Consider the following 24,055-nt stretch of genomic DNA (forward strand, 5'->3'; position numbering starts at 1 on the left):
GCAGACTCTCTTTTTTATGGCAGTATCGCAAATGAGCGGACTCTCTTTTTTATGGCAGTATCGCGAATGAGCGGACTCTCTTTTTTATGGCAGTATCGCGAATGAGCGGACTCTCTTTTTTATGGCAGTATCGCAAATGAGCGGACTCTCTTTTTTATGGCAGTATCGCGAATGAGCGGACTGGGAATCCCGATGCTTTTTCCGGCTTCGGGACGATGTTAAAAATGACTGCGCCTTTTGCAGGCACTTTATCTAAGTTTGTTAATAGCTCAATTTGATAGGTATCTTGTTCAAGAACGTAATATTCGCCTAGCAAAGCTTGATTCTTTTGAAAATCGATGGCTGAATCGGTATCGAATGTTTCATGACCAACTGCTTTCACTTTTCTGTCGTCAAATAAAAACTGCAAAGCAGCTAGACCCCAACCCGGTATACGGTTATTCCCATCGGCATCTTTATTGCAAAACGCCTCGTTATCCGGCCAGCGTTTGCTCCAATCTGTGCGTAGTGCTACAAATGTACCTGCCTCAATTTGTCCATGCTGAGCTTCAAACTTTAGAATATCTTCAACAGTTAATGTGAAATCATGATTTGCATCGGATTCTTTCGATTTATCGATGACAACAAGCGGTAATACCAATTCTTTTAAACTCAATTCATCCAAGTATCTTGTATCACGTACGAAGTGAATTGGTGCATCAATATGTGTGCCATACTGTCCTGCAAATTTAAAGCTCTGTGCAAAAAAACCATCATCATGATTGAATAATGTTGTAAACTCTGCTGCATCAAATGCTGAAAAATGGGGTGATTCGGGTCCAAAGGTATGTGTTAAATCGACCCATTCTTTCTTTTTTAACAAAGCAATTGCATCGATTAATTCGTTTGACATAATAATTCTCCCTTCATCTTTTGAAGGTAACTCTAGTCTCCAGAAAGAACAAAAAAACCTCTTCTAAATTTCAAGAAGAGGTTTTGGCATAATCGCTTTTTGCTCTTCTTATCTACAAGCCCTAAGCATTACACTTAAGCTTCTGGAATTAGCACAGTACTTTTACAAGTCTGTTGCTGAGGTATCATCGGGCCAGTCCCTACACCTCTCTGGATAAGAAAGTTACGTATTTAGTTGTTAAATAGTACAATACATGTTTCTGAATGGATTGTCAATACAATATATAAACTATTTTGATTATACTTAACTTTACTTCAATAAATTAATGTTTCATCTCACTCCGTAATTTTCGGTGTTCACGGCGTTCTGGACCCGTCTCAAACAGACTCTTTTCAGCTTCTGTTTCCGGATAAATGCCCGGCACAGGTGTAGGTTTGTTGTTTTCATCCATAGCAACCATCGTCAGGAATGATTCGGTTGTTAGTTTTGTCTCGCCCGTAAGCAGGTTCATCGAATGGACCGATACGAACACTTCCATCGATGTACGACCTGTTGACGTGACGATTGCTTCAAGTTCAAGCACATCTCCGACACGCGCGGACGATACAAAATCGACCGAATCGATTGAAGCAGTAACAACCGCTTTTTTTGAATGTTTCATGGCTGCAATATCAGCGATTTCATCTATATACGCGAGGACTTTCCCCCCGAAAATTGTCTGCAGATGATTTGTATCCGGTGGCAATACAAGTTTCGTCTGGATTGTACGTGATTGGCCCATTGGCCTTTTTTCTTGCATATAAGTTATCCCCTTTTCAATGTAGAACTCCAAAGTAAGTATACCCATTCCTACGCACTGTGACCGTTATTTTTTCTTTTTGGTATGAAAATTGTAACTTAACAACACTCTCTCAAAACTTCGAAACGTTCCAAGCTAACTTAACAACACTCTCTCGAAACTTCGAAACCCTTCAAACTAACTTAACAACACTCATCGAAAAAGCCACAACCAAAAGAGGACACCCCTCTTATTGAGTGTCCTCTTAAACTATTTCTGCCAACAATGCGTATATACGCTTCATCTCTTCCTGCATCGTCCACTGATCGACCGCAAGCCATCTACAATGGATTGCATTTCCTTCAAGCCTTGTCATTCCAGCTCTCAATCCTTCTTCGACCCGCAATGTTTCTTGCATTGCGCGGACGTCGACATCTGTGGCTTTCGGCGATACGAGCCAAATTGAACCGATATACATCGCATCTTCAAGCACACCTATGCCGCCAAGTGCCACTTCTTTCGGTGAGAAATGCAGAGAATCAAAAGCAATTAATTCATCATCGACAAAAATCTTGAAATTCGTATGGAACGATTGATAATCAAATATCTCACCGCGCTTTTCGCGTCCTGGGGCAACAATTTCTCCCCATAATATGGTTGCATCGCTGGCGATTCGAAGTGTCGTGTCGCCCCTGTATTTCGCATCTACAAATGGAATAATTACTTCCGGCATCCATTCGAGGCGCGCGCGTTCTCCTATCTGGACATTAATGGTCTGCACACAAGTGTCTCCCGTATGTGACGGATAGATTTTCAAAGCGGACTGCTGAACCAATCTTACGCTGCTATCTGGAGCAAGCTTCACTGTAATGTCATTCCGATCTCCAGCGACCATGCCCCCAGAGGATTCCATTATATAGACGGTCGCTGTCGGGTCTTTCCCTTCATACAGTTCACGACTTGCCTTCAATGGAGGCTGCTGGAAAACATGAGGCATTCGCGTGTAGCCTCTTCTTGGTTCGAATTCCAAATCTAGTTTTCCGTGGTGGATGGTACGGGAGGGCTTAAGCATTTGAACCAGCGGATCCCGCACCTTCTAATAACATATTGTGCTTGATCCAAGCAACAACTTGGTCAACATTTTTCTGTGTTCTTACATCTGTAAAAATGTACGGACGTCCGTTACGCATTTTTTTCGCGTCGCTATCCATTAATTCTAGATCAACGCCAACGTATGGAGCAAGATCCGTTTTATTGATCAATAAAAGATCAGAACGCGTCAAAGCAGGTCCGCCTTTTCTCGGAATATCTTGGCCTTCTGCAACATCAATGACATAAATATAACCGTCAACAAGCTCTGGGCTAAATGTAGCGGATAAGTTGTCGCCGCCGCTTTCCACGAAAATAATATCAAGGTCTGCAAAGCGACTTTTCAGTTCATCAATTGCTGCGAAATTCATCGAAGCATCTTCACGTATTGCCGTATGTGGGCAACCTCCCGTTTCAACGCCTAAAATGCGGTCGGCTTCAAGTACACCACTATTTATTAAATACTGAGCATCTTCACGTGTGTAAATATCGTTCGTAATGACCGCTATATTATATTCTTTGTGCATCGCGCGTGTAAGTTGATCGACGAGCGATGTTTTGCCCGATCCAACTGGTCCACCGATACCAATACGTACTGGTTTCATCTAAAAAAACTCCTTTCAATCCATCATGAAATAAATAATCTTGAGAACAAATACTCGTGCTTCATAGAGGCAAGTTCAATACCTAGCGCGTTATTACTAATATCAGCTTCTGTCAACGTAGCAACTAAGTCAGCCGCTTCCGTCACCTGTCCAATTAATTCATACGTTGTTTGAACGCCGGTTGTTTGACCGAATGGCACAGCACGGACCGCATTTTGGACGAGTCCGTTAAGCGAGGCAAACAAATACGTCATAACCGCATGATGCGCACTGACACCTGTCGTTGCGCTGTAAATACCATAGAGAATGGCGTAATGTCCTTTAATCTCTTTCAAATCAATGCGTGCTTTCCAGTCAGCAAGGAAATCATCCGTCCCGAGTGGAGACACCGTTTTAATAAACTGTCTTCCAAGTTTCACACTTGCTTCACGTGATTCCTTTGCAAGCTTGATTGCTCCGCATAATTGCTCCAAATAGAGAAGCCGTTCGATATCCTGTTCCTGAGCTGCAGCATACGCTTCTTGAATTAAAATCGCATCCCCACGCACCAGGTTTTGAAAAAGAAACGACGTACAATAAGCGACCAAGTCTTCTTTTGTCCGGATCACATCTTCCTGAATGTACGTCTCCATACCATAGGTCTGCGTAAAGGATCCAATTGGAAACGCGGAATCATGAATTTGAATTAGCCGTAAAAGGGCGAGATCAGTGAGAGTGTCCTCGGTATTTGAATGGTTGTTTGAATCGTCTTTCAGTTGTTTCATATGCGACACCCACTTCATCTAGCAATTTATTCAACGTATGATCTGCACGCACGATGACTTCGTTTTCCTCAATTAATGCCGGTGTGTGGCGGTTCCCAAGTTCGAAAGCTGTTTTGCCCATTTCCGTCATGTTTTTCGGGCTAATCACGATAACAGGCTCCATTTTAGTGCGAACGGCAATACGACGCGAGTCATCCTCGAATAGGATATCGCCATATTGTAACGGCTGATGTTCATGATGATGATCGTGGTCGTCATGGTGGTCGTGGTCATCATGGTCATGGCCGTGATCGTCATGGTGGTCGTGATCGTCTTCCTGTTGTTTAAGTGACAACGCGACATCTGTACCTTGATCTGTTTCTTTGCGTAGAATGCGTTTACTTAACTCTTCCCAGTCAAGTTCAATCCACTCTGTCTGTTTACCGGCAATTTCTTCTTCCGTTCCAATGTTACCAATGACTTTAGTTATAAGCATTTAGCATCCTCCTTTATCGGTACGTTCAATAGGATGAAGCCGAAATGGCTGCAAAATACATTTTCAACCATTTCGACCTTTCCCTTTGATTATATTTATATATGTTCACACAAAGAATTTCATTGAACTCGCTACGGCGCAAGGGGATGCCTCCCGCCCCAATCCAAGAAGCTGCGCTACCAGTCTTAGGGCTTCGGCTCCCCCTTGTCAGGCGCCTTCACTTAGTTAATATAGGTTTCATTCGTTCAATATATTTAGTCATTAAAACAGGAAATAACGTTGTGCCATCGGGAGAACACTAACCGGTTCACACGTAGCAAGTACGCCGTCAATTTTCACCTCATATGTTTCAGGATTGACGTCAATTTCTGGTGTCTCACTGTTATGTTTCATATCTGCTTTGCCAATGTTACGACAATTTTTGACAGTACCAATCATTTTCTTAAGGCCCAGTTTTTCAGGAAGGCCTTCTTCTACTGCAATTTTAGGAAGAAATGTCATTGCCGCGTGTTGAGGTGCTTGACCGTGGAAACCGTACATACGGCGTCCCATCATCGGTTGCGGCGTTGGGATAGACGCGTTTGGATCGCCAGTCATTGCGTAAACAGCAATTCCACCTTTAATAACGACTTCCGCTTTCACGCCGAAAAATGCGGGTTCCCAAAGGATAATATCCGCTAGTTTCCCTTCTTCGAGTGAACCTACTTCATGGCTGATTCCGTGTGCAATCGCCGGGTTAATATTTAACTTTGAAATGTAACGTTTTACACGGAAGTTATCGTTGTCTTTTCCTTCATCTTGTGGAAGTGCGCCGCGTTGCATTTTCATTTTATTTGCCGTTTGGAATGTACGCATTGTCACTTCACCAACACGCCCCATCGCTTGTGAATCGGATGACATTATACTTAGAATTCCTAGATCCTGCATAATATCTTCGGCCGCAATTGTTTCAGGACGGATACGTGAATCTGCGAACGCCACGTCTTCAGGTACATCGTGTTTCAAATGATGACAGACCATAAGCATGTCCAAATGTTCGTCAATTGTATTTGTTGTAAATGGTTTTGTCGGATTCGTCGATGCAGGCAAGATATTTGGATATGCAGCCAATTTCAGTTGGTCTGGCGCATGTCCGCCGCCCGCTCCTTCAGTATGGAAAATGTGGATGACACGACCGTCAATTGCCTCAATTGTATTTTCAACAAAACCAGCTTCATTGAGCGTATCGGAGTGAAGTGCGACTTGGATATCGAATTCATCTGCAACGATAAGACTCTGGTTAAGAGCATCTGGAGTTGCACCCCAGTCTTCATGAATTTTCATACCGATTGCACCTGCACGGACTTGTTCAATAATTGGTTCCGTCGTAGATGCGCTCCCTTTTCCAAGTAAGCCAACGTTGATTGGTAAATCTTCAACCGCTTGTAACATTCTGTGAAGATGCCACTCGCCCGCCGTCAAACTCGTCGCTTTTGAACCTGCGGCTGGGCCTGTTCCACCGCCGATGAATGTAGTCGTACCAGCGTTAAGCGCAGTTTCAACTTGCTGAGGACTAATGAAGTGAATATGCGTGTCGACAGCACCTGCTGTTGCGATAAGTCCTTCACCCGCATAGACTTCTGTCCCTACGCCGATAATCATATCCTGATCTACACCATCCATCGTGAGCGGATTTCCTGCTTTTCCAACTCCGATGATACGGCCATCTTTAATACCGATATCCGCTTTTACAATACCTGTATAGTCAATAATCATAACGTTCGTAATGACTGTATCGAGGACACCTTCAGCGCGAATATTTTTACCGTTTTGCCCCATTGATACGCGTAGTGATTTTCCTCCACCGAAAACACCTTCATCACCGTATGATGTATAGTCTTTTTCAATTTCAATCCAAAGATCCGTATCAGCAAGACGTACTTTATCGCCTATTGTCGGACCGAACATTTTCGCATATTGTTCGTGTGTTACTTTCATTTATCCTCGGCTCCTTTAAATCCTGCTCCTGCTGCTTTATCTAAAATTTCCGCCTTATTATGTGTTGAACCTTCCGTCAAGTTATTCAGTCCAAACACGTGACGTTTTCCACCAAATTCAACCAATTCGACTTCCTTCTCTTCGCCTGGTTCAAAGCGTACAGCCGTGCCAGATGGGATATTCAAATGCATGCCAACTGCCTGTTCACGGTCGAATTCAAGGTATTTATTAACTTCGATAAAATGGAAATGAGATCCGACTTGTATCGGACGGTCACCAGTATTTGCAACACGAACTGTTTTCACCGGGCGTCCAGCATTTATTTCAATCATGCCTTCAGCTGTTCTAATTTCTCCTGGAATCATTGTTAAAGCCTCCTATTATTGAATTGGACGATGGACCGTCACAAGTTTTGTTCCATCTGGGAATGTACATTCTATCTGCACATCACTAATCATATCGCCGACGCCTTCCATTACATCCTCAACCGTAAGCACTTGTTTCCCTTCACTCATCAGTTGCGCAACAGTCTTACCATCACGCGCACCTTCCATAATGTAGTGGCAAATTAGTGCAATCGACTCTGGATAATTTAACTTTACTCCGCGTTCTTTACGTTTTATTGCAAGTTCTCCTGCAACATGTAACAGCAACTTTTCCTGTTCAACGGGTGATAATTTCAATTCAAAGCACCTCTTTTTTTAATTAATAAAAAAACCAAATCTTGTACGATTTAGAAAATTAATTGAATTAGTATTCTTGTTTCTTTTTTTAACTTAGTTTGCATGAATATGCCATTTTGGACAACCGTCCAGTGGATTGGGGCCCGTCTAGATCGGGCTTTTGCGGAATGTGTCGAAGAATGTCGATGACTAAACTATTATAATGGGTTATGGCTTTTCTTTCAACTTAATGACTTATAAAGGCATAGGGAAATCGTATTGTTTTTTACAATTATCTATGGAAAACTTACTTTTAATACTACTTGTAGTTTTGGCTTCATTACTTGTTTATGCTCTCCTTTATATTACCCAAAGATGCTCTTATCCAAACAAAAAGAGCTGTCCAGGTTCATTGGGACAACTCAGGTACTACCATTGAATCATGTCGTGCCATCACTTTTTCATCATGCAGATGACAGGCGACGAAATGACCGGACTCTTTTTCGAGCCATTTCGGCTTTAATTCCGCACAGACCAGCATAGCGTACGGACAACGCGTACGGAATACACAACCTGACGGCGGATTTATGGGACTTGGCAGTTCACCTTGCAGCAAAATACGTTCGCGTAATTCTTCGATGTCTGGATCCGGAATTGGAATCGCTGATAACAACGCTTCCGTATAGGGGTGTAGCGGTTTATCGTAGAGCTGTGCACTCGTCGTCAACTCGACCATATGCCCGAGATACATGACACCAATACGGTCTGAAATATATTTCACCATCGACAGATCATGAGCAATGAATAAATACGTCAATCCTTTCTCCCTCTGTAACCGCTGCAACAGTTTCACGACTTGCGCTTGTACGGATACATCTAGTGCAGAAATCGGTTCATCAGCGATGATGAATTCCGGATCGAGTGCAAGCGAGCGTGCGATGCCTATACGCTGGCGTTGTCCGCCAGAGAATTCATGTGGGTAACGGTTCGCATGATCCCCACTTAAGCCGACATCCTCCAATAATTCATTGACACGGTCGCGCATTTCTTTCTTTGTCTTGTACAAACCGTGGATTTGCATTGGTTCAGCAATGATCTCATAGACCGTGGAACGCGGATTCAATGATGCATATGGATCTTGGAAAATCATTTGCATTCTCTTTAAGAAACGTCGTCTTTCTTTACTCGTCATGTCGTGAACGCTTTGACCGTCGTACAACACTTCCCCGTCTGTCTTATTATACAGGCCTAGAATCGTACGACCTGCCGTTGACTTACCGCAACCCGACTCACCAACAAGGCCGAACGTCTCTCCTTTGTAAATATCAAAACTAATTCCATCGACTGCTTTCAACTTGTCTCCGCGCCCAACATCAAAATAACGTTTCAATTCTATTACAGACAATAATGCCGGTTGTGTCATATCTTTCCCTCCTTTGTCACGCCGTAACGTCGGACTGCACAAAGTTCTTTCTCCAATTTAGTGCCTGCAAGCTTCATCACTTCTACCGATTTCCCCGTGGAATGGGAATGAAGAAGCAACCCGTCACCAAAATAAAACCCGACATGACGGATACTCGCTTTTCCTTCATTATCAGCAAAAAATAGAAGATCTCCTTTTTTCCAGAGCGACTGATTATCTAATGGAATTTCCTCACCTACGCTGGCTTGGTCACCGCCATCCCGTGGAATGCTGTGCCCACAAGCTTTCAACATACTGTATGTAAAACCGGAACAATCATAGCCATACGAAGACATACCTCCCCATATATAAGGTAGATCGAGGAAAGCGAGCCCTTTATCAACCGCTACAGAAGGTTGTTCTTTTTTAAATTGATGAACAGATGGCGCTAGTTCCGTATCTTGTTTTAGTAGCAAGGCTTCTCCATCAGGTGCGCACACGCGTAAATGGCCACCAGACTCACCGATATAGGGGAGAATTGAGTTGAACGGAATAACGACGCAAGGAGAACCGTCTACTTTCCAAAGTTGTGCTTTTCCCGCTATCACTCTTGCAAATCCAGTCGCATGTATCGGTTCCGCTTCCTTCAGCTGCGCAAGAGGGACCCAACCCGGATAGCCCCTTTCGTCTTTAGTTGACGATTGCCAGACAGCAATGATTTTCGCCCAATCACCTTGCACATCTTCAACGATGACCGGTTCACCAAACAGCAACTGCGTCTGAATCCGATTGCCATCACACAAGTCAAGGCGTGGTTCATACGGTAACTTCTCAAGCCATTCCGTTAACCGGACCGGGTTCGCTGTTCCAGGTTCATCAATCACACGGACAGATTCAGGTGAAGTCCACACAGTTGCAACCGGGACCGCACAATACCAAGTGTTTACAGTCGTTTCCATTATCCATCCACTCCTTAACCTATATGCTCCATCTGTTCATAGCCAAAGCCCAGCACTGACGTTTCCAGTAAACAAATCGAACTTCTATGATAGAAGCGAGTAACGTTTGGCTAACTTGTCGCATAATGCGCTGATGCCGTAATACCCAATTTGGTCTCACTACTACTCCCGACCATACATTTCACACCGTACAATCTTGCGCGTGCATTGACTTTCAATGCTTAGTGGATGCCGCTCATTTTCGACGCTTAATTATTCCACGCCCGGTAATATCGTCAATGTCTTATTATCTGCATCGAGCTTTGCACCGACGCCTAGTGGGATCGCAAAATGCGGCTGGCAATGACCAATTTGGAATCCTTTCACGACTGGCACCCCTAGATTACCCATGTAATGGTCGAAGACTTCGTCAATCGTAAGTGTTTCTTTTCGTTTTTTCGGTTCCGCGTCTGAGTAGTTACCGATAACAATTCCTGCTGCCTCTTTTAGCTTACCAGCCATGCGCAGTTGATTGAGAAGACCATCTACTCTGTATGGCTCTTCACCTACATCTTCTATAAAGAGAAGCTTCCCCTTCGTGTCCACTTCGAACTTGGTACCAATTCCACTGGCAAGTAGCGACAGATTCCCGCCAACAAGTTCACCTTGCGCAACACCAGCTGTAATCGTTTCAAGAGGTGAAATCGCTTCTGTGTAATGAAGTTCCATCGGCTCAAATAACTGTTGAAACATTTTTGCAGATAATTCATGGAACGTGTCTTTCCCTACACAAGATGCTAACATCGGACCATGAAACGTGACGAGATTGGAATACAGTCCCATCGCCGTATGCAGGTACGTGATATCACTGAATCCCCAAAACACCTTCGGATTCTCTTTCATAAGCTGCAAATCGATTTTATCCGTAAAGCGAGCTGAACCGTACCCTCCGCCCGCACAGATGATTCCTTTAATCGAAGGATCTGCGAACATGCTATGTAAATCCTCAAGTCGTTCATCGTCCGTCCCCGCAAGATAACCATGGACATTCTTAACATGCTTCCCAAACTTCCATTTCAATCCCAGTTGTTCAAGAAACGCAAGTGAGCGCTCTAAGTTCTCCTGATTCGGCGGGCTCGATGGAGCGATGATACCGATTGTGTCACCTTTTTGAAGACGTTGTGGTCGTATTTTCATATTAATAACTTCCTTTCATTCACAAAATCTTTTTTGAAGTTGTGATGGCACTCCTAAAGTTAACGGTACAGCACCAACTATTCAAGAAAAAAACGGCGCCACAACGGACGCCGCGACTTTCACTTAGTTCTTATCCGTATACTTCAAATCGATATAACCAACCGGATGGCGCAAAATTCCGGTAATACCGGGCTTTTCAAGCGTCGTCTGGTTATAATAATAAATCGGGAAGACAGGCATTTCTTCCATTAGAAGCTGATCCGCCTGTTTCAGCAATTCCCAACGTTTGTTTTCATCTGTTTCTTTTTTAATGTCCGTAATAAGCTTATCATACTCCGCATTCGACCACGTCGTCCGGTTCATAGACGAGTCTGTGATGAAACTTTCAAGTGCATTCACAGGATCTGCATAGTCATGCAAGAAGGAAGAGCGGGACATTTGGTATTTAAACTCTTTTTGTTCAGAAGCGAAGACTGCGCTCTCAATATTTTTCAAGCCCACGTCAACACCAAGAACTTCCTTGAACGTCGCTTGTAGTGCTACCGCGATGTTTTGATGGGATGGGCTTGTTGAATACGTTAATTCCACTTTTGGTAATTCCGTATAGCCCTCTTCTTTCATTCCTTCTTCGAGAAGCTTTTTCGCTTCATCCTTATTAAATTCAACAAGATTACCCACAGAGTCACGGAATTCCTTGCCGTCCGGACCGATAAATCCGTATGTGATGAAACCGTGCGCTGGTTTTTCGCCATTTTTCGTCACGTAGTCGACGATTTCTTGCTGGTTAACCGCGAGTCCGAATGCTCTTCGGATTTTAGTATTTGTGAAAGGCTCCATCGAGGTATTGAAACGGTAGAAGTAAAGTCCCGCTTGGTCATCGATTCGCAGTTCGTCGCTATCTTTCAACTTTTCCGCAAGTTCAGGCGGTACTCCTGATTGATCTAGCTCACCCGATTCGTACATTTGATATTCCGTTGTTGGATCATTGACCATAGCCCACTCTACTTTGTCGAGCTTCACAGCAGCTGCATCCCAATAATTTTCGTTCTTTTCGAAAACGAAACTTACATCATGATCCCACGATGCTAATTTGAATGGACCATTCCCAACAAATGATGCCGCTTCTGTGAACCATTTCGGATTGGCAGTTGCTACTTTTTCATTAATCGGGAAGAAACTTGGGTTTGTAATAATATTCAAGAACGCCTCATTTGGTCCCGTTAACTTCACGATTAATGTTTTCTCGTCCGGCGCTTCTACTGCAACATCCTCAGCAGTACCTTCACCAGTATTATAGGCTTCCGCTCCTTCGATAAAATACGCTAGGAACGAAGCAGGTGAAGCTGTTTCCGGATCAAGCATATGACGCCAAGCATAGACAAAGTCCCCCGCTACTACAGGATCTCCATTTGACCATTTTGCAGCATCACGGATGGTAAATGTATATGTCAGGCCATCTTCAGAAACATCAATCTTCTCTGCCGTCGCTTCTACAGCCAGATGATCTTCTGACAGACGCGTCAAGCCTTCCATCAAGTTGTTCAATGCACCCCATGAAACTGCGTTGAACCCGACAGATGGATCAAACGATGTCGGTTCCTCACCATTATTTAAGTAAAGGATTTTCTCCTTTGCCACCGTTTCTTCTTTCTTTTCTTCGCCTTTAGTGCCCTTATCCTTCTCTGGTTCTTTCCCAGCATCCTTCGTAGCTGTACAAGCTGCCAACACGAGTGCAAGCATGGCTACAATAAGAAACGTCAACCACTTCTTCATACAAAATCCCCCTTTGTTTGTGATGAATATGGAAGCACTTTCGTGCGTATTTCCAACGTTTAGGTAAAAACCAGTTTCGAGCGTTCATCTTGTAACCAGCAATTGACTGCATGGTCTTTAGTTAGTTGTGTTGTTTCTGGATAAACACGGTCGCAGACATCCATCGCAAACGGACATCTCGCTGTGAACGGACAGCCTTCAGGCGGTGCAAACAGATCTGGGGGCGTCCCTTCAATCGGCTGTAGTTCCTCTTCTTTCAAATCAAGCCGTGGAACCGAGTTGAGTAGCCCTTTCGTATACGGGTGTTGTGGCGTATAGAAAATCTCACGCTTCTCTCCTATTTCAATCACCTTACCCGCATACATGACTGCGATGCGGTCTGCAATCTTGGCGACAACGCCCAGATCATGTGTAATCAGAATAATTGATACGCCTGTCTTTTCTTGAATTTCATCAAAAAGCTCAAGAATTTGAGCCTGGATTGTAACGTCGAGTGCGGTAGTAGGTTCATCCGCAATTAGCAGTTCTGGTTCACAAATAAGGGCAATCGCAATGACTATCCGTTGTCTCATGCCACCAGAAAACTGGTGCGGGTATTGTTTCAACCGCTCTTCGGGACTCGGAATACCTACTAGTTCCAACATTTCAATCGCTTTCTTCCGCGCATCTGCCTTGCTTACTTTGTGATGTGTTCGATATCCTTCGGTCAACTGTTCACCAATTTGTAGTGTTGGATTCAAGGCGGTCATCGGGTCTTGAAAAATCATCGAAATATCAACACCTTGGATCTTCCGCAGACCTGCTTTACTCAACTTCGTCAGGTCTTTCCCTTTGAATAGTACTTTGCCATTCTTTATTCTTCCAGGCGGCTGCGGAATCAGCCCCATGATTGTGTTTGCCGTGACACTTTTTCCGCATCCGGATTCTCCTACGATTGCGAGCGTCTCTCCCTTGTACAGATCGAACGACACACCGCGGAGCGCCTGGACTTCACCGCCAAATGTCTTAAATGATACGTGTAACTCTTCTACAGTAAGCACCTTTTCGGTTGAAACAGCTTTTCGATTCTTGCCCTTCTGTCTAACTAAATCTTCCTGCCGATTACAAACAAGTGCTTTCGCATTATCCGATTGATGTTCATTCAAAACCCATCACCCCCTTAGTTTCGGATCGAGTGCATCTTGCATACCGTCACCAAGAACGTTAAATGCAAACATCGTCATTGAAATGAAAAATGCTGGGAAGAACAATCGCCACCAATAACCTGACAAAATGACTGGCAGTGCATCATTTGCCATCACTCCCCAACTCGCAAATGGGACTTGAATGCCGAGGCCCAAGAAGCTAAGGAACGCCTCCGCAAATATGGCACTGGGCACGGTAAGTGTCATCTGTACGATAATCGGTCCCATCGTATTTGGTAATAAATTTTTTCGGATGATTCTCGGAGTCTTTGCCCCAAATGATTTCGAGGCAGTAACAAATTCATAATTTTTAATTTGGAGAACTTGTCCCCTAACGATACGAGCCATACCGACCCAGCCCGTGATGGTCAGCGCAATGATAATTGTCGTCAAACTCGCACCCATGACAACCATCAGCAAGATGACAACGAGCAAATGCGGCAATCCGTACAGTATTTCAATGATGCGCATCATAAGTGTATCGGTTCGCCCACCTTTATACCCACTGATTCCACCATAGATGATACCAATGAAGAAATCGATTAAAGCTGCCATGACACCTACAAACAGTGAAATACGTGCACCATACCATGTACGAGTAAAGACATCTCGCCCCGCTTCATCCGTCCCAAACCAATGTTCAGCAGAAGGGGCTTTGTTCTGATTCGGATAATCCGTTCCCGTCACAGAATGTGGCGAGAAAACCGGGCCGAAGATCGCAAACAGTGTTAATACGATAAGAAAAACAAGTCCGCTAATTGCCAATTTATTTTTCCGCAAGCGATGCCAGGCATCTTTCCAGTAGGACAGCGATGGCCTGACGACTGATTCTGCTATGTCCGAATCCTTCTCTTTTGGTTTGAACCACTCATCTGGAATAGTTACCCTTTCATCTTTCTGTACCATTACACATCACCATCCTTCCTGTGCAGTTTAATGCGCGGATCTAGGAAGCCGTAAACGATGTCGACGAGGAATAGCATGAAGACGAGAAATGCACTGTAGAAGACGGTGGATCCCATAATAACCGGATAATCTCGGTTATTGATACTTTCAACGAAATATTTTCCCATTCCAGGTATCGCAAAGATCTTCTCAATGACGAACGTCCCTGTCAAAATCCCTGCAAGCATCGTTCCCATTATAGTGACGACAGGCATAAGTGCATTACGAAGTGCATGGCGCACGACAACACGGAACGGTGTAAGCCCTTTCGCACGTGCCATCTTCATATAATCTTGCGTCAACACTTCAAGCATACTTGCACGCGTCAGCCGTGCGATGATTGCCGTCGGGCCCGTCGCAAGCGCTAATGTCGGCAATATCATATGAAGCGGGCTACTCCACGTCGCAGGTGGTAGCAATTGCCATGTGACGGCGACTTGCTGTATTAACAGCGTCGCAAGCACGAAGTTCGGAACGGATATCCCGACGACAGCGAAGGTCATTGCCATATAATCAATAAATCCGTTATGCCGGAGCGCCGCGAATGTGCCAAGAATAATACCCGATATGACTGCAACAAGAATTGTAATCATTCCAAGTTCGAATGAAATCGGAAATCCCCTGGCAAGCAAACTGTTCACGGTCTCGTTCGGCTTTTTAATCGATGGTCCAAAATCAAACGTCACAATTGACTTTAAATAATAGACGTATTGAACAGCAACTGGCTGATCAAGTTTATAGAACTTTTCAAGGTTCGCCTGAATCGTCGGATTAGTTGTCCTTTCTTCATCGAACGGCGATCCTGGTATTGAATGCATTAGGAAGAACGTCAATGTTGCGATGATAAGGATCGTAGCAATCATCATGAAAAACCGTTTGACTATGTATACCGCCATGCATCATTCCCCCAAACTCTCTGTCTTTCTTCCTTTTTATATCTAACTATTCAAATAACTAGGTAATCACAATTCTATCAAACTCTTGTGAATATTACAACATCACTAACAAGAAAAAAACCGTTACCCAGAGTAATCTAGGTAACGGTTTTTAACTATTTACTTATTCAGATACGCCCCACATCCATGGGTTGTAGTTAGGAGTACCTGCTTCAATCGAGTAGTTAACCATACGCTTGTTAGTAGCTGTTAGTGCATAACGGTATACAGTTGGTGCAACCGGTACGTCTTCAACCATAAGCGCCTGCCACTGATTGTAGATGTCTTTACGGTAGTCCGAGTCAAATGCTTTCTCAGACGTTCCAGCTGTTAAGAGCTCATCGTTCTTTTCGCTCGTGTAATGAGAGTAGTTAAACGATGCTGTTCTTCCATACAAGCCTGATGGATCTGGATCTGATCCAGTTCCCCATGCGCCTTGATAGATATCGATTTTTGATTCGCCAGCTTTTAACATATCGTAGAATGAATTGAACTCATGTAAACGACCGTCAAGAAGTTCAACTTTGATACCTACATCAGCCCAGTTTTGCATATAGAACTGTGCAATTGGTTCAGCTGTTTCCCCACCAGCCATAGAAGCGAAGTTAAGTACGAATTCTTCACCTTTATCATTTTCACGGAAGCCATCGCCGTCTACATCTTTATAGCCAGCTTCATCAAGAAGCGCTTTTGCTTTTTCAGCATCATATCCACGGCCTGGATTGTCCCCATCATGGAAACTTGCGAATACCGGGATGATTAAAGTTGTAGCCGGGAAACGAAGACCATGGTAAAGTTCTTTACCAATTGTATCGTTATCCATTGCGTGCCACATTGCTTGACGAACAAGTTTGTTGCTCATTTTTTTACTTGGATCCATTACGTTTTCTTTCTCTTCCCATTGACCAAGATTGAAGCCGATATATGTGTACGCAAGGTCTACTTTTGCAAGAAGTTCTACGTTTTCAACCTTTTTCGCATTTTCGTACTGATCGACTGGAACACTTGCAAAGTCGATTTCACCTTTTTTAAGTGCTTCAAGAGCAGTTGCCGAACTTACCACTTTCAAAACAACTGTTTTATTGGCAGGTTTCCCTCTCCAATAATCTTCGCTTCTTTCAAAAAGGACAGATTCGCCTGGTACAATTTTAGCAACTTTATAAGGTCCGAAACCGATTGGATTTACACGAATCTTATCTGATGCTACGATTTCTTCCATTGTCAATTCACCAGCTGTTACGTCACCCACATGGTGTCTTGGAGTAGGGTATGTCACAATACCTGATAGAAGGGACGGTGTAGCTTCAGTATATGTGATCGCAATTTCTTTATCGCTAATTACGTTAATACCGGAAATTTTATCCGTTTCTCCTTTGTTATATGCAGGCATACCTACTACGTTTTCGATCATGAAATCATAACGGTCACCGACATAATCAGGGTGTCCTAAAAGCTCGTACGTGTAAAGGAGATCCGATGCTTTTACAGGCTCCCCATCATGCCAATTCACATTGTCTGCGATTTTTAGTGTGATTGTTTTGTTGTCATCAGAAATTTCATATGTTGCAGCTCCATCATTTGTGATCAAATAGTCACCATCAGTAGCTAGAAGATCTTCAACGAAGAACTGCATGACGTCAGCGTCATATGCTCCAGAATAGAACACAGGGCTCAATGTACCTTCGAACGGAGAATCACTAACAAGTCCAAACGTTAGTTCACCGTCTTCTTTTGCTGCTGCCGTATTTGCGACGTCTAGCGGGAATACAAGTGCATCGCCTTCAGCCGGTTTTTCTTCCGGTTTTTCCTCAGTCTTCGTTTCTTTTTCCTTGTCTTTTTCTACTTCTTTTTCGCCAACTGCGTTCTCTTTACCTGTACAAGCAGCTAAAAACACGCTGAGAACAAGCATTAGACCAACAAGTAACATAAGTTGCTTCTTCATCAATTGTATTACCTCCCCTTTTTTTTAAGCTAATCTTTGTCTTGCGTCAGACGCACGTTTAACCGCTTGTCCAACGTAATTTATACACAGCATCATTACTAGAATCAGTAATGCTGCGGGTAACCATACCCACCACTTATTCTGTACAATATCAGGGTTTCTCGCATAGCTAATCAACGTCCCGAGAGAAGGCGTTCCCGCCGGCAGACCAAATCCAAGGAATGTAAGACCTGTCTCTAACCCGATATTTCCCGCAAGCGTAAGTGTCATATTTACTATGACGAGGGAACTTAAGTTTGGAAATAATTCAAAGAACATAATTTTCCAACTCGGTGTCCCTAACGTCTTGGAAGCATTGATGTAGTCAAGCTCCCGTTCTGCCAGTGCCCTTGAACGGATTAACCTTGCTTTACCGAACCAAGCGAACGCACTTACGATTAAGATGAAGCCGAAAATCGTATATTTTGGAACACTAACCACGAAAATGATGATGATCATCAATGACGGTAGAACCATTAAGAAGTCGATGATACGCATAATGATATTATCGACAATTCCACCATAGAAGCCAGCAATCAGACCAACCGTTAAACCAAAAACACCAGCAATTAATGTGACGCTTAGTCCGATTGTGAAAGAGTTCCGCGTCCCTAGCAACAGCTGACCCAATACATCACGACCACCATCATCCGTCCCGAGCCAATTGTCTGCGGAGGGCGGCTTCCAGTTATTAAAGAAGTTGACGCGCGTAAGTGCTGTCTGGTCGATGAATAGTGGAGATAAATAGGCGGCCAACAAAATAAGCGTAAGTAAGATAAGTGAACCCAATGCCATTTTGTCGTTTCTTATTTCACGCCAAATCGTTTTCACAAACGATGGAGTATTCATTTTCTCTTTTGCCATCAGTTCTTTTTCATTGAACACGACCACTGTTTTCCCCTCCTCACTTTTCATTTTTATCAATCAATACGGATACGTGGATCGACAATGCTGAGGATTATATCCGAAAGCATCGTCCCGACAATTGCAGCTGTGCCCGAAATCATGACAAGAGCTGTAACTACCGTAAAGTCACGTCCCATAACTGACTGGATGAAAAGCTGTCCGAGTCCGGGATAACTGAAAATCATTTCAAGGAAGATTGAACCTGCAATAAGACCTGTAATTTCATAACCGAGAAATGCTGCTATTGGCAATAGGGAGTTCCGTAAAATATGACGCGTATACACCTTACTTTCCGGAACCCCTTTAGCACGGGCTGTCTTAACAAAATCTTTTAGCTTAGTATCGATAATATCATTACGTAAATATTGAATGGTTCCGAACGTCGCAAGCAATGCGCCCGACATAACAGGTAGAATTAAGTGTTTCACTTTACTTACTATATAATCAAAGGATCCTGTCTCAATCCGTATATCGACACTTCCACCAATTGGGGTCCACCCAAGGATGAAGCTGAAGAGAAACAACATTAAAAGTGAAAAGACGAATAGCGGCGTTGCAAAAGCAAAATAGTTATAGGTGACAATCAGCTTATCAGCCCACGAATCCGTCCACCTGCCAGCAATGATTCCAAGTGGTATAGCGATTATATAGGTCACTATCAATATTCCAGTTGATAACAGTAGCGTGTTCCCAACTCTTCCTGCAAGCAATGACGTAACAGGTTGCTTATGTGTAAATGACTGACCGAAATCTCCTTGAACCGCATTCCCAACCCAGTGTCCATACTGAACATACCAAGAATCATTTAGGCCTAATTTTTCACGCATTTTCTCCATTTGCTCAGGTGTCACATTAGGGTTACTCATGAATGAACTTGTCACTGCATCGCCAGGCATCGCTTTGGCGAGCAAGAAGATTATTAAGCTAAGAACTAAAAGCTGCGGAATCATGATCAATGTTCTTCTTAAGATGAATTTTAGCATTTTTCAACAATTCCCCTTTACTGCAATGCAACGGAATGTGTATCAGAAACCCTTTTCAGGTCAAACATCCGTCCATCTTTATCGAAATAACTATCATAGTCTGTCCGGTATGCTTCATTGATGGACTGACGGAGATGCGTTTTCTCAAATCGCTTTTCTGGATTCATTTCCGGAATTGCTGCAATAAGCCTCTTCGTGTATAAGTGTTGTGGGTTGTTATAAACGTCGGCAGCTGTTCCTTCTTCAACAAAACGGCCTTTATACATGATGCCGATTCGGTCACACATATGCTGGATAATCCCTAAGTCATGGGAAATGAATAAGTACGTCAGATTAAATTCCTTTTGAATTTCTTGCATAAAATTCAAAACTTGTGCTTGAACAGACACGTCTAGTGCTGAAACAGGCTCATCTGCGATAATTAATTTGGGATTCAATGTGAGCGCACGTGCAATTCCAATACGTTGGCGTTGACCACCAGAAAATTGGTGTGGATACTTATAAATCGATTCAGGATTCAAACCAACTCGTTCAATAAGTGTCTGTACCCTTTTCAACTCTTCGCCAGGCGACATCCGTTCAAAGTTCCGAAGCGGTTCGGAAATGATATTCAATACATTTTTCCGGACATTCAACGATGAGTAAGGGTCTTGAAAAATCATTTGGATATCTTTTGTATGCTGTCTTCTGTCTGAACCTCTTAGCTTCGCGAGGTCATTGCCTTCAAAAAGCATTTCTCCTTCTGTCGCCTTATTGAGGCCAATAATTGCACGTCCAGTTGTCGTCTTTCCACAACCTGATTCACCAACAAGACCATATGTCTCGCCCGGCTCCAACTCAAAGCTAACGCCGTCAACTGCTCTTACTTGATCGACCACTCGGCGGAGAAAACCTCCTCGAATCGGGTAATGTACTTTTAACTTATTTACTTTAAGTAGTGACATAAGTCTCTGCTCCTACTCTCTCCTCAGGGAAGTGGAAGTTTTTGTAGCAGCTGCAACGGACGAAATGACCCGGTTCTGCTTCATGTAATTGTGGATTCATTTCGTGTTCTTCCTCTGCAATCCATTTAATACGAGGCGCAAATCTGCAACCTGTCCGATCTAGATTTTGGATGGAAGGAACAATTCCTTCAATAACGTGAAGTTTTTCCTTCGCCTTCATATTCGCAGGGATTGAATTTAATAACGAGCGGGTATAGGGGTGTAATGGATTTGCAAAAAGCTCACGAACTTCAGCAATTTCCACTATTTCTCCTGCATACATAACCGCTACGCGATCAGCCATTTCCGCTACGACACCAAGATCATGTGTAATCAGAATAATGCCCGATTTAATTTGATTTTGTAGATCTTTCATGAGATCCATGATTTGCGCTTGAATTGTTACGTCCAAGGCTGTCGTCGGCTCGTCCGCTATTAGAAGAACGGGGTCACAAGCAAGTGCGATTGCGATAACAATACGTTGCCTCATGCCGCCAGATAGTTCATGCGGATATTGCTTAAAGACGCGTTGTTCGTTTTTGATACCTACACGTCGAAGTAGATCGAGTACACGTTTTTTCTTAGCGCCCCTCGAAAGTTTCATGTGGTAATCCATCGGTTCTTCAATCTGTCTGCCTACCGTCGCTAGCGGATTGAGCGCAGTCATCGGATCCTGGAAGATCATCCCGACATCTCTACCGCGAACTTTGTTCAATTTAGAAACCGGTAGGTTCAAAAGATTCTGACCCTTAAAGTTAACTTGTCCTTCAAGTTTCGTAGTTTTTAGATTATGAAGGCCCATTACAGAAAGGGCTAATGCACTTTTTCCACAACCCGACTCCCCCACGATTGCGACGACCTCATTTTCATGGACCGTTAAGGAAACATCGTCTACCGCAGCGTGGTAGTTGCCCTTGATGCTAAACGATGTACGGAGATTCGCAATTTCCAATACTGGGTTTCCCAAGAAAACTTCCTCCTTACATTACTTAAACTCCCAAACTATTAATAGTAAATTTTCTGATATTTATCACTTGCACCAATATACTATACAAATTTATGGATGACAACACTATTTTTTCAGATTATGAACTACATAAAGTACTCACCATATGACAATTAGGTTACAAACAGGTTACAAACGTTGATTTGAAAGCATTTCCTTAACCGAAATACTTTTAGCTTTTCAAGAATACTATTTTTATATTTTATTTATAAAATGCAAAAAAGATTCCATTCCCGATTTGGAATGAAATCTTTTCAATGTATTTAACAGGACGTTTTCATCATAATCATTTTAAGTGCTATCAGTTCCTTTACAAGATACATTGATTTAAAATCAAGTTTCTGATGGCCACTTTTCCCATGCCGGAAAGTCCTATTGAAACTGAATGGTGATTAAGCGACTCACAATCAATTATTTGCCGAGTTTGCCGACGTAGATGCAACCATCGCAGCAATCGTCGCAGCCATCACCGCTTGTTGCGCTTGTATAATTAATTCTACAGACGTTGCCAGGCTGACACTTGCCTCTTCTGCGCTTTCAGTTAATTTATGCATAATATACCCAATCGCGATAGACAGCGCCATTTCACGATTCCATTTAAAAGGTTTGGATTCCTCCAATGAATGCGTCAGTTCGACAATATTCTGCAATTCCATATCATCTATTCCAAATACGGTGAGAAATCCGATCATCGGGTAATGCACAGGCCGTACTTTCGTATTGCGTTTAAAATGAGTTAGTACTTCAGCAGCCCTGGTTACGAGACTTGGATCAAACTTGATCTGTATGTAAGTCATCACTTGTGACAGCCATTGTAGTTCATTTCCCGAACGGAATCCCTCTGTTCGTAGTGCGTCGTAATACGCACGCATTGACTTAGCGTGCTCAATTGGATCAGCACCTCTTTTCCCTAACAATACTGCATACGCGTAATCATCGTCAGACGTCAGGAAGAAATGCTGCTTCTTAATCGCATCGTATAGCTTTTTGGCTTGGCGAGCTTCATTTTCATAGAGCTCTGTATCATTCGTCAGCAGAAGCGCAGCCAAATACGAATGGATCGTATTACGGAAGCCCATCCCTTTTAGGACTTGTTGCTTGGCAAATAAACGATTCACTTCTTTGTCAATATCAGCTTCGGGCTGATCTAGGAATGCAGCTATCATCGGAAGTAGATTGCCACGTAACGGCGAAAGCCAACTTGATTTACTTTTCAGTGCATCCATTACTCGGCTCAAACTTTGCGCGTCAAATTCTCTTTCAGATGTGACATAATACGATGTAATTGTCAGCACGACGTTTTTATCCACCGTCCAACCTGCCAACGACTTCACTTTTTCATATGTCGTTTCGACTTCCTGTCTAATCACATTCGCATCCATTGAACACATCTCCTTTTATATATGTACGCTTGTCCGCAAGAAAGGTTTCATAAAACTTGGCAAAACCTTTACCGCTTGCTATGCTTTTCGAAAATATCTATAGAATTGAGTGATCCACATGACCGAATTTGAAACAATTCTTAATACCCATTCATTCCAATCTAAAAAGACGCTAAAAGAGCAACTTGGCTCACTTGGCGTTAAATCTGGCGATACCATCATTGTCCATTCATCCCTCAAATCGATGGGGTGGATTGCAGGTGGCGAACAAGCCGTCGTCGAAGCGCTAATGGATTCAGTGACGCCGAACGGGACAATTATCATGCCCGCACAGTCCGCCGACAATTCAGAACCGTCTTACTGGATGCTTCCCCCTGTCCCGGAAGAATGGCATGAACCTATACGTCAATCTATTCCCGCTTACGATCCGAACTTAACCCATCTACGTGGGATGGGGAAAATTGCTGAATGCTTTCACCGCCACCCCAAAACAATTCGAAGCCCTCACCCCGCCCATTCGTTTATAGCATGGGGACTACACGCAGATGAGTGGATGCGTGAACACCTGCTTGAGGATTCATTCGGACCTAGTTCTCCACTTGGGAAAATGTTGAATGCGGATGTGAAAGTCATAATGATTGGCGTCAGTTATGAATCGTGTACAGCCCTTCATTTATCCGAATACTTGGCTCCTAAGTGTACAGTTTCCCCACAAGGAGCAGCTATCATGCAAGGCGGCGAACGAATTTGGGCTACTTTTGATATGGCCGATGTCGATTCGGATATTTTTCCTGAATTGGGTATGGCATTCGAGAAAATGAACCCAGGCATCGCTCTCGACGGCAAGTTAGGGCAAGCCCTTTGCAAAGTCGTTCCAATGAAACCGTTGATTGATTTTGGAACTATATGGGTAACCGAAAAAAGGATGTCGGAAGTAGTAGCTGAGTAAAAGCAGAAACTGTAGGACCCTATCCTAGAACTATACGACAAAACGACGAAACTGTATAAGAAACGCCCCTCCTCGCGCACTATTTCATGCAAGGAAGGGCGTTTTTTTAATACGTCTGTTGATTAACCATTTATTCGCGTAAAATACTGGCGAGAAGGGCTTGATGGCCTTCATTTTCACTGGACTATTTTCGGCCCGCTTACGGCTAACTATTCATGACAGATTTACTGAGGGATCCTAGTGTGGCTA

23 protein-coding genes and 1 riboswitch are annotated in these 24,055 nt (G+C 43.4%); of the genes, 1 reads left to right on the top strand and 22 read right to left on the bottom strand.

The features are described 5' to 3' along the window. Positions 1–154 precede the first annotated feature (154 nt). The 22 genes from I2484_RS15300 to I2484_RS15405 form a co-directional block, all read right to left on the bottom strand. Positions 155–892 (bottom strand): cyclase family protein, encoded by a 738-nt coding sequence (locus I2484_RS15300; protein ID WP_207151915.1) that lies wholly within the window; start codon positions 890–892, stop codon positions 155–157. A 105-nt stretch (positions 893–997) separates the two neighbouring features. Next, a riboswitch (SAM riboswitch) is annotated at positions 998–1,112 on the bottom strand. 102 nt (positions 1,113–1,214) lie between these two features. Next, a complete protein-coding gene (locus tag I2484_RS15305; protein WP_207151916.1) occupies positions 1,215–1,691 on the bottom strand; it encodes an acyl-CoA thioesterase in 477 nt (158 codons plus the stop codon). A 244-nt stretch (positions 1,692–1,935) separates the two neighbouring features. Then, positions 1,936–2,667, bottom strand: coding sequence for an urease accessory protein UreD (locus I2484_RS15310; protein WP_255551483.1), 732 nt, complete (start codon positions 2,665–2,667; stop codon positions 1,936–1,938). Between the two features lie 67 nt (positions 2,668–2,734). After that, entirely contained in the window at positions 2,735–3,364 is a 630-nt protein-coding gene (gene ureG, locus I2484_RS15315; RefSeq protein WP_207151918.1) for an urease accessory protein UreG, read from the bottom strand. A gap of 23 nt (positions 3,365–3,387) precedes the next feature. Continuing rightward, positions 3,388–4,128, bottom strand: coding sequence for an urease accessory protein UreF (locus tag I2484_RS15320; protein WP_255551485.1), 741 nt, complete (start codon positions 4,126–4,128; stop codon positions 3,388–3,390). Next, entirely contained in the window at positions 4,070–4,603 is a 534-nt protein-coding gene (locus tag I2484_RS15325; RefSeq protein ID WP_207151919.1) for an urease accessory protein UreE, read from the bottom strand. Before I2484_RS15325 ends, I2484_RS15320 begins: the two co-directional genes overlap by 59 nt. 261 nt (positions 4,604–4,864) lie before the next feature. Beyond that, a complete protein-coding gene (gene ureC, locus I2484_RS15330; RefSeq protein ID WP_207151920.1) occupies positions 4,865–6,580 on the bottom strand; it encodes an urease subunit alpha in 1,716 nt (571 codons plus the stop codon). Beyond that, complete coding sequence (locus I2484_RS15335; protein ID WP_207151921.1) at positions 6,577–6,945, bottom strand: urease subunit beta; 369 nt, start codon at positions 6,943–6,945, stop codon at positions 6,577–6,579. Before I2484_RS15335 ends, ureC begins: the two co-directional genes overlap by 4 nt. Positions 6,946–6,960: 15 nt before the next feature. Next, positions 6,961–7,263 carry an urease subunit gamma gene (gene ureA / locus I2484_RS15340; protein WP_207151922.1) on the bottom strand — a complete coding sequence of 101 codons (303 nt, stop codon included), beginning with the start codon at positions 7,261–7,263 and terminating at the stop codon, positions 6,961–6,963. 388 nt (positions 7,264–7,651) lie between these two features. Next, a complete protein-coding gene (locus tag I2484_RS15345; protein WP_207151923.1) occupies positions 7,652–8,665 on the bottom strand; it encodes an ABC transporter ATP-binding protein in 1,014 nt (337 codons plus the stop codon). Further along, a complete protein-coding gene (locus tag I2484_RS15350) occupies positions 8,662–9,603 on the bottom strand; it encodes a C40 family peptidase (RefSeq protein ID WP_207151924.1) in 942 nt (313 codons plus the stop codon). The genes I2484_RS15345 and I2484_RS15350 overlap by 4 nt, the downstream gene beginning before the upstream one ends. A gap of 252 nt (positions 9,604–9,855) precedes the next feature. Next, positions 9,856–10,779 carry a S66 peptidase family protein gene (locus tag I2484_RS15355; RefSeq protein WP_207151925.1) on the bottom strand — a complete coding sequence of 308 codons (924 nt, stop codon included), beginning with the start codon at positions 10,777–10,779 and terminating at the stop codon, positions 9,856–9,858. Positions 10,780–10,902: 123 nt separating this feature from the next. Continuing rightward, entirely contained in the window at positions 10,903–12,552 is a 1,650-nt protein-coding gene (locus tag I2484_RS15360; protein ID WP_207151926.1) for a peptide ABC transporter substrate-binding protein, read from the bottom strand. A gap of 59 nt (positions 12,553–12,611) precedes the next feature. Further along, a complete protein-coding gene (locus tag I2484_RS15365; RefSeq protein ID WP_346014202.1) occupies positions 12,612–13,592 on the bottom strand; it encodes an ABC transporter ATP-binding protein in 981 nt (326 codons plus the stop codon). Positions 13,593–13,703: 111 nt separating this feature from the next. After that, complete coding sequence (locus I2484_RS15370; protein ID WP_207151928.1) at positions 13,704–14,642, bottom strand: ABC transporter permease; 939 nt, start codon at positions 14,640–14,642, stop codon at positions 13,704–13,706. Next, positions 14,642–15,577, bottom strand: coding sequence for an ABC transporter permease (locus I2484_RS15375; RefSeq protein WP_207151929.1), 936 nt, complete (start codon positions 15,575–15,577; stop codon positions 14,642–14,644). Before I2484_RS15375 ends, I2484_RS15370 begins: the two co-directional genes overlap by 1 nt. Before the next feature lie 163 nt (positions 15,578–15,740). Then, entirely contained in the window at positions 15,741–17,558 is a 1,818-nt protein-coding gene (opp4A, locus tag I2484_RS15380; protein WP_207151949.1) for an oligopeptide ABC transporter substrate-binding protein, read from the bottom strand. Positions 17,559–17,582: 24 nt separating this feature from the next. Beyond that, entirely contained in the window at positions 17,583–18,512 is a 930-nt protein-coding gene (locus I2484_RS15385) for an ABC transporter permease (protein WP_481886414.1), read from the bottom strand. A gap of 5 nt (positions 18,513–18,517) precedes the next feature. Then, positions 18,518–19,486 (bottom strand): oligopeptide ABC transporter permease, encoded by a 969-nt coding sequence (gene opp4B / locus I2484_RS15390; protein WP_207151930.1) that lies wholly within the window; start codon positions 19,484–19,486, stop codon positions 18,518–18,520. 17 nt (positions 19,487–19,503) lie between these two features. Further along, a complete protein-coding gene (locus tag I2484_RS15395; protein WP_207151931.1) occupies positions 19,504–20,430 on the bottom strand; it encodes an ABC transporter ATP-binding protein in 927 nt (308 codons plus the stop codon). After that, positions 20,417–21,436 (bottom strand): ABC transporter ATP-binding protein, encoded by a 1,020-nt coding sequence (locus I2484_RS15400; RefSeq protein ID WP_207151932.1) that lies wholly within the window; start codon positions 21,434–21,436, stop codon positions 20,417–20,419. The genes I2484_RS15395 and I2484_RS15400 overlap by 14 nt, the downstream gene beginning before the upstream one ends. A 446-nt stretch (positions 21,437–21,882) precedes the next feature. Further along, on the bottom strand, positions 21,883–22,857 hold the full coding sequence (locus tag I2484_RS15405) for a DUF4003 family protein (protein WP_207151933.1): 975 nt from the start codon (positions 22,855–22,857) through the stop codon (positions 21,883–21,885). A gap of 118 nt (positions 22,858–22,975) precedes the next feature. Between I2484_RS15405 and I2484_RS15410 the strand changes: the two genes are divergently transcribed. Beyond that, positions 22,976–23,806 (top strand): AAC(3) family N-acetyltransferase, encoded by an 831-nt coding sequence (locus I2484_RS15410; protein WP_207151934.1) that lies wholly within the window; start codon positions 22,976–22,978, stop codon positions 23,804–23,806. Positions 23,807–24,055: the final 249 nt, after the last annotated feature.

This window comes from Sporosarcina sp. E16_8, assembly GCF_017347095.1.
Lineage (GTDB): Bacteria > Bacillota > Bacilli > Bacillales_A > Planococcaceae > Sporosarcina.

Coding starts and splice junctions, on each gene's coding strand:
- I2484_RS15305 (WP_207151916.1), bottom strand. CDS start 1,691: ATGCAAGAAAAAAGGCCAATGGGCCAATCACGTACAATCCAGACGAAA.
- I2484_RS15325 (WP_207151919.1), bottom strand. CDS start 4,603: ATGCTTATAACTAAAGTCATTGGTAACATTGGAACGGAAGAAGAAATT.
- I2484_RS15335 (WP_207151921.1), bottom strand. CDS start 6,945: ATGATTCCAGGAGAAATTAGAACAGCTGAAGGCATGATTGAAATAAAT.
- I2484_RS15375 (WP_207151929.1), bottom strand. CDS start 15,577: ATGGCGGTATACATAGTCAAACGGTTTTTCATGATGATTGCTACGATC.
- opp4B (WP_207151930.1), bottom strand. CDS start 19,486: ATGCTAAAATTCATCTTAAGAAGAACATTGATCATGATTCCGCAGCTT.
- I2484_RS15360 (WP_207151926.1), bottom strand. CDS start 12,552: ATGAAGAAGTGGTTGACGTTTCTTATTGTAGCCATGCTTGCACTCGTG.
- ureC (WP_207151920.1), bottom strand. CDS start 6,580: ATGAAAGTAACACACGAACAATATGCGAAAATGTTCGGTCCGACAATA.
- I2484_RS15345 (WP_207151923.1), bottom strand. CDS start 8,665: ATGACACAACCGGCATTATTGTCTGTAATAGAATTGAAACGTTATTTT.
- I2484_RS15350 (WP_207151924.1), bottom strand. CDS start 9,603: ATGGAAACGACTGTAAACACTTGGTATTGTGCGGTCCCGGTTGCAACT.
- I2484_RS15310 (WP_255551483.1), bottom strand. CDS start 2,667: ATGCCTCATGTTTTCCAGCAGCCTCCATTGAAGGCAAGTCGTGAACTG.
- I2484_RS15355 (WP_207151925.1), bottom strand. CDS start 10,779: ATGAAAATACGACCACAACGTCTTCAAAAAGGTGACACAATCGGTATC.
- I2484_RS15385 (WP_481886414.1), bottom strand. CDS start 18,512: ATGAAAAGTGAGGAGGGGAAAACAGTGGTCGTGTTCAATGAAAAAGAA.
- I2484_RS15410 (WP_207151934.1), top strand. CDS start 22,976: ATGACCGAATTTGAAACAATTCTTAATACCCATTCATTCCAATCTAAA.
- I2484_RS15320 (WP_255551485.1), bottom strand. CDS start 4,128: ATGAAACAACTGAAAGACGATTCAAACAACCATTCAAATACCGAGGAC.
- I2484_RS15300 (WP_207151915.1), bottom strand. CDS start 892: ATGTCAAACGAATTAATCGATGCAATTGCTTTGTTAAAAAAGAAAGAA.
- ureG (WP_207151918.1), bottom strand. CDS start 3,364: ATGAAACCAGTACGTATTGGTATCGGTGGACCAGTTGGATCGGGCAAA.
- I2484_RS15405 (WP_207151933.1), bottom strand. CDS start 22,857: ATGGATGCGAATGTGATTAGACAGGAAGTCGAAACGACATATGAAAAA.
- I2484_RS15395 (WP_207151931.1), bottom strand. CDS start 20,430: ATGTCACTACTTAAAGTAAATAAGTTAAAAGTACATTACCCGATTCGA.
- I2484_RS15370 (WP_207151928.1), bottom strand. CDS start 14,642: ATGGTACAGAAAGATGAAAGGGTAACTATTCCAGATGAGTGGTTCAAA.
- opp4A (WP_207151949.1), bottom strand. CDS start 17,558: ATGAAGAAGCAACTTATGTTACTTGTTGGTCTAATGCTTGTTCTCAGC.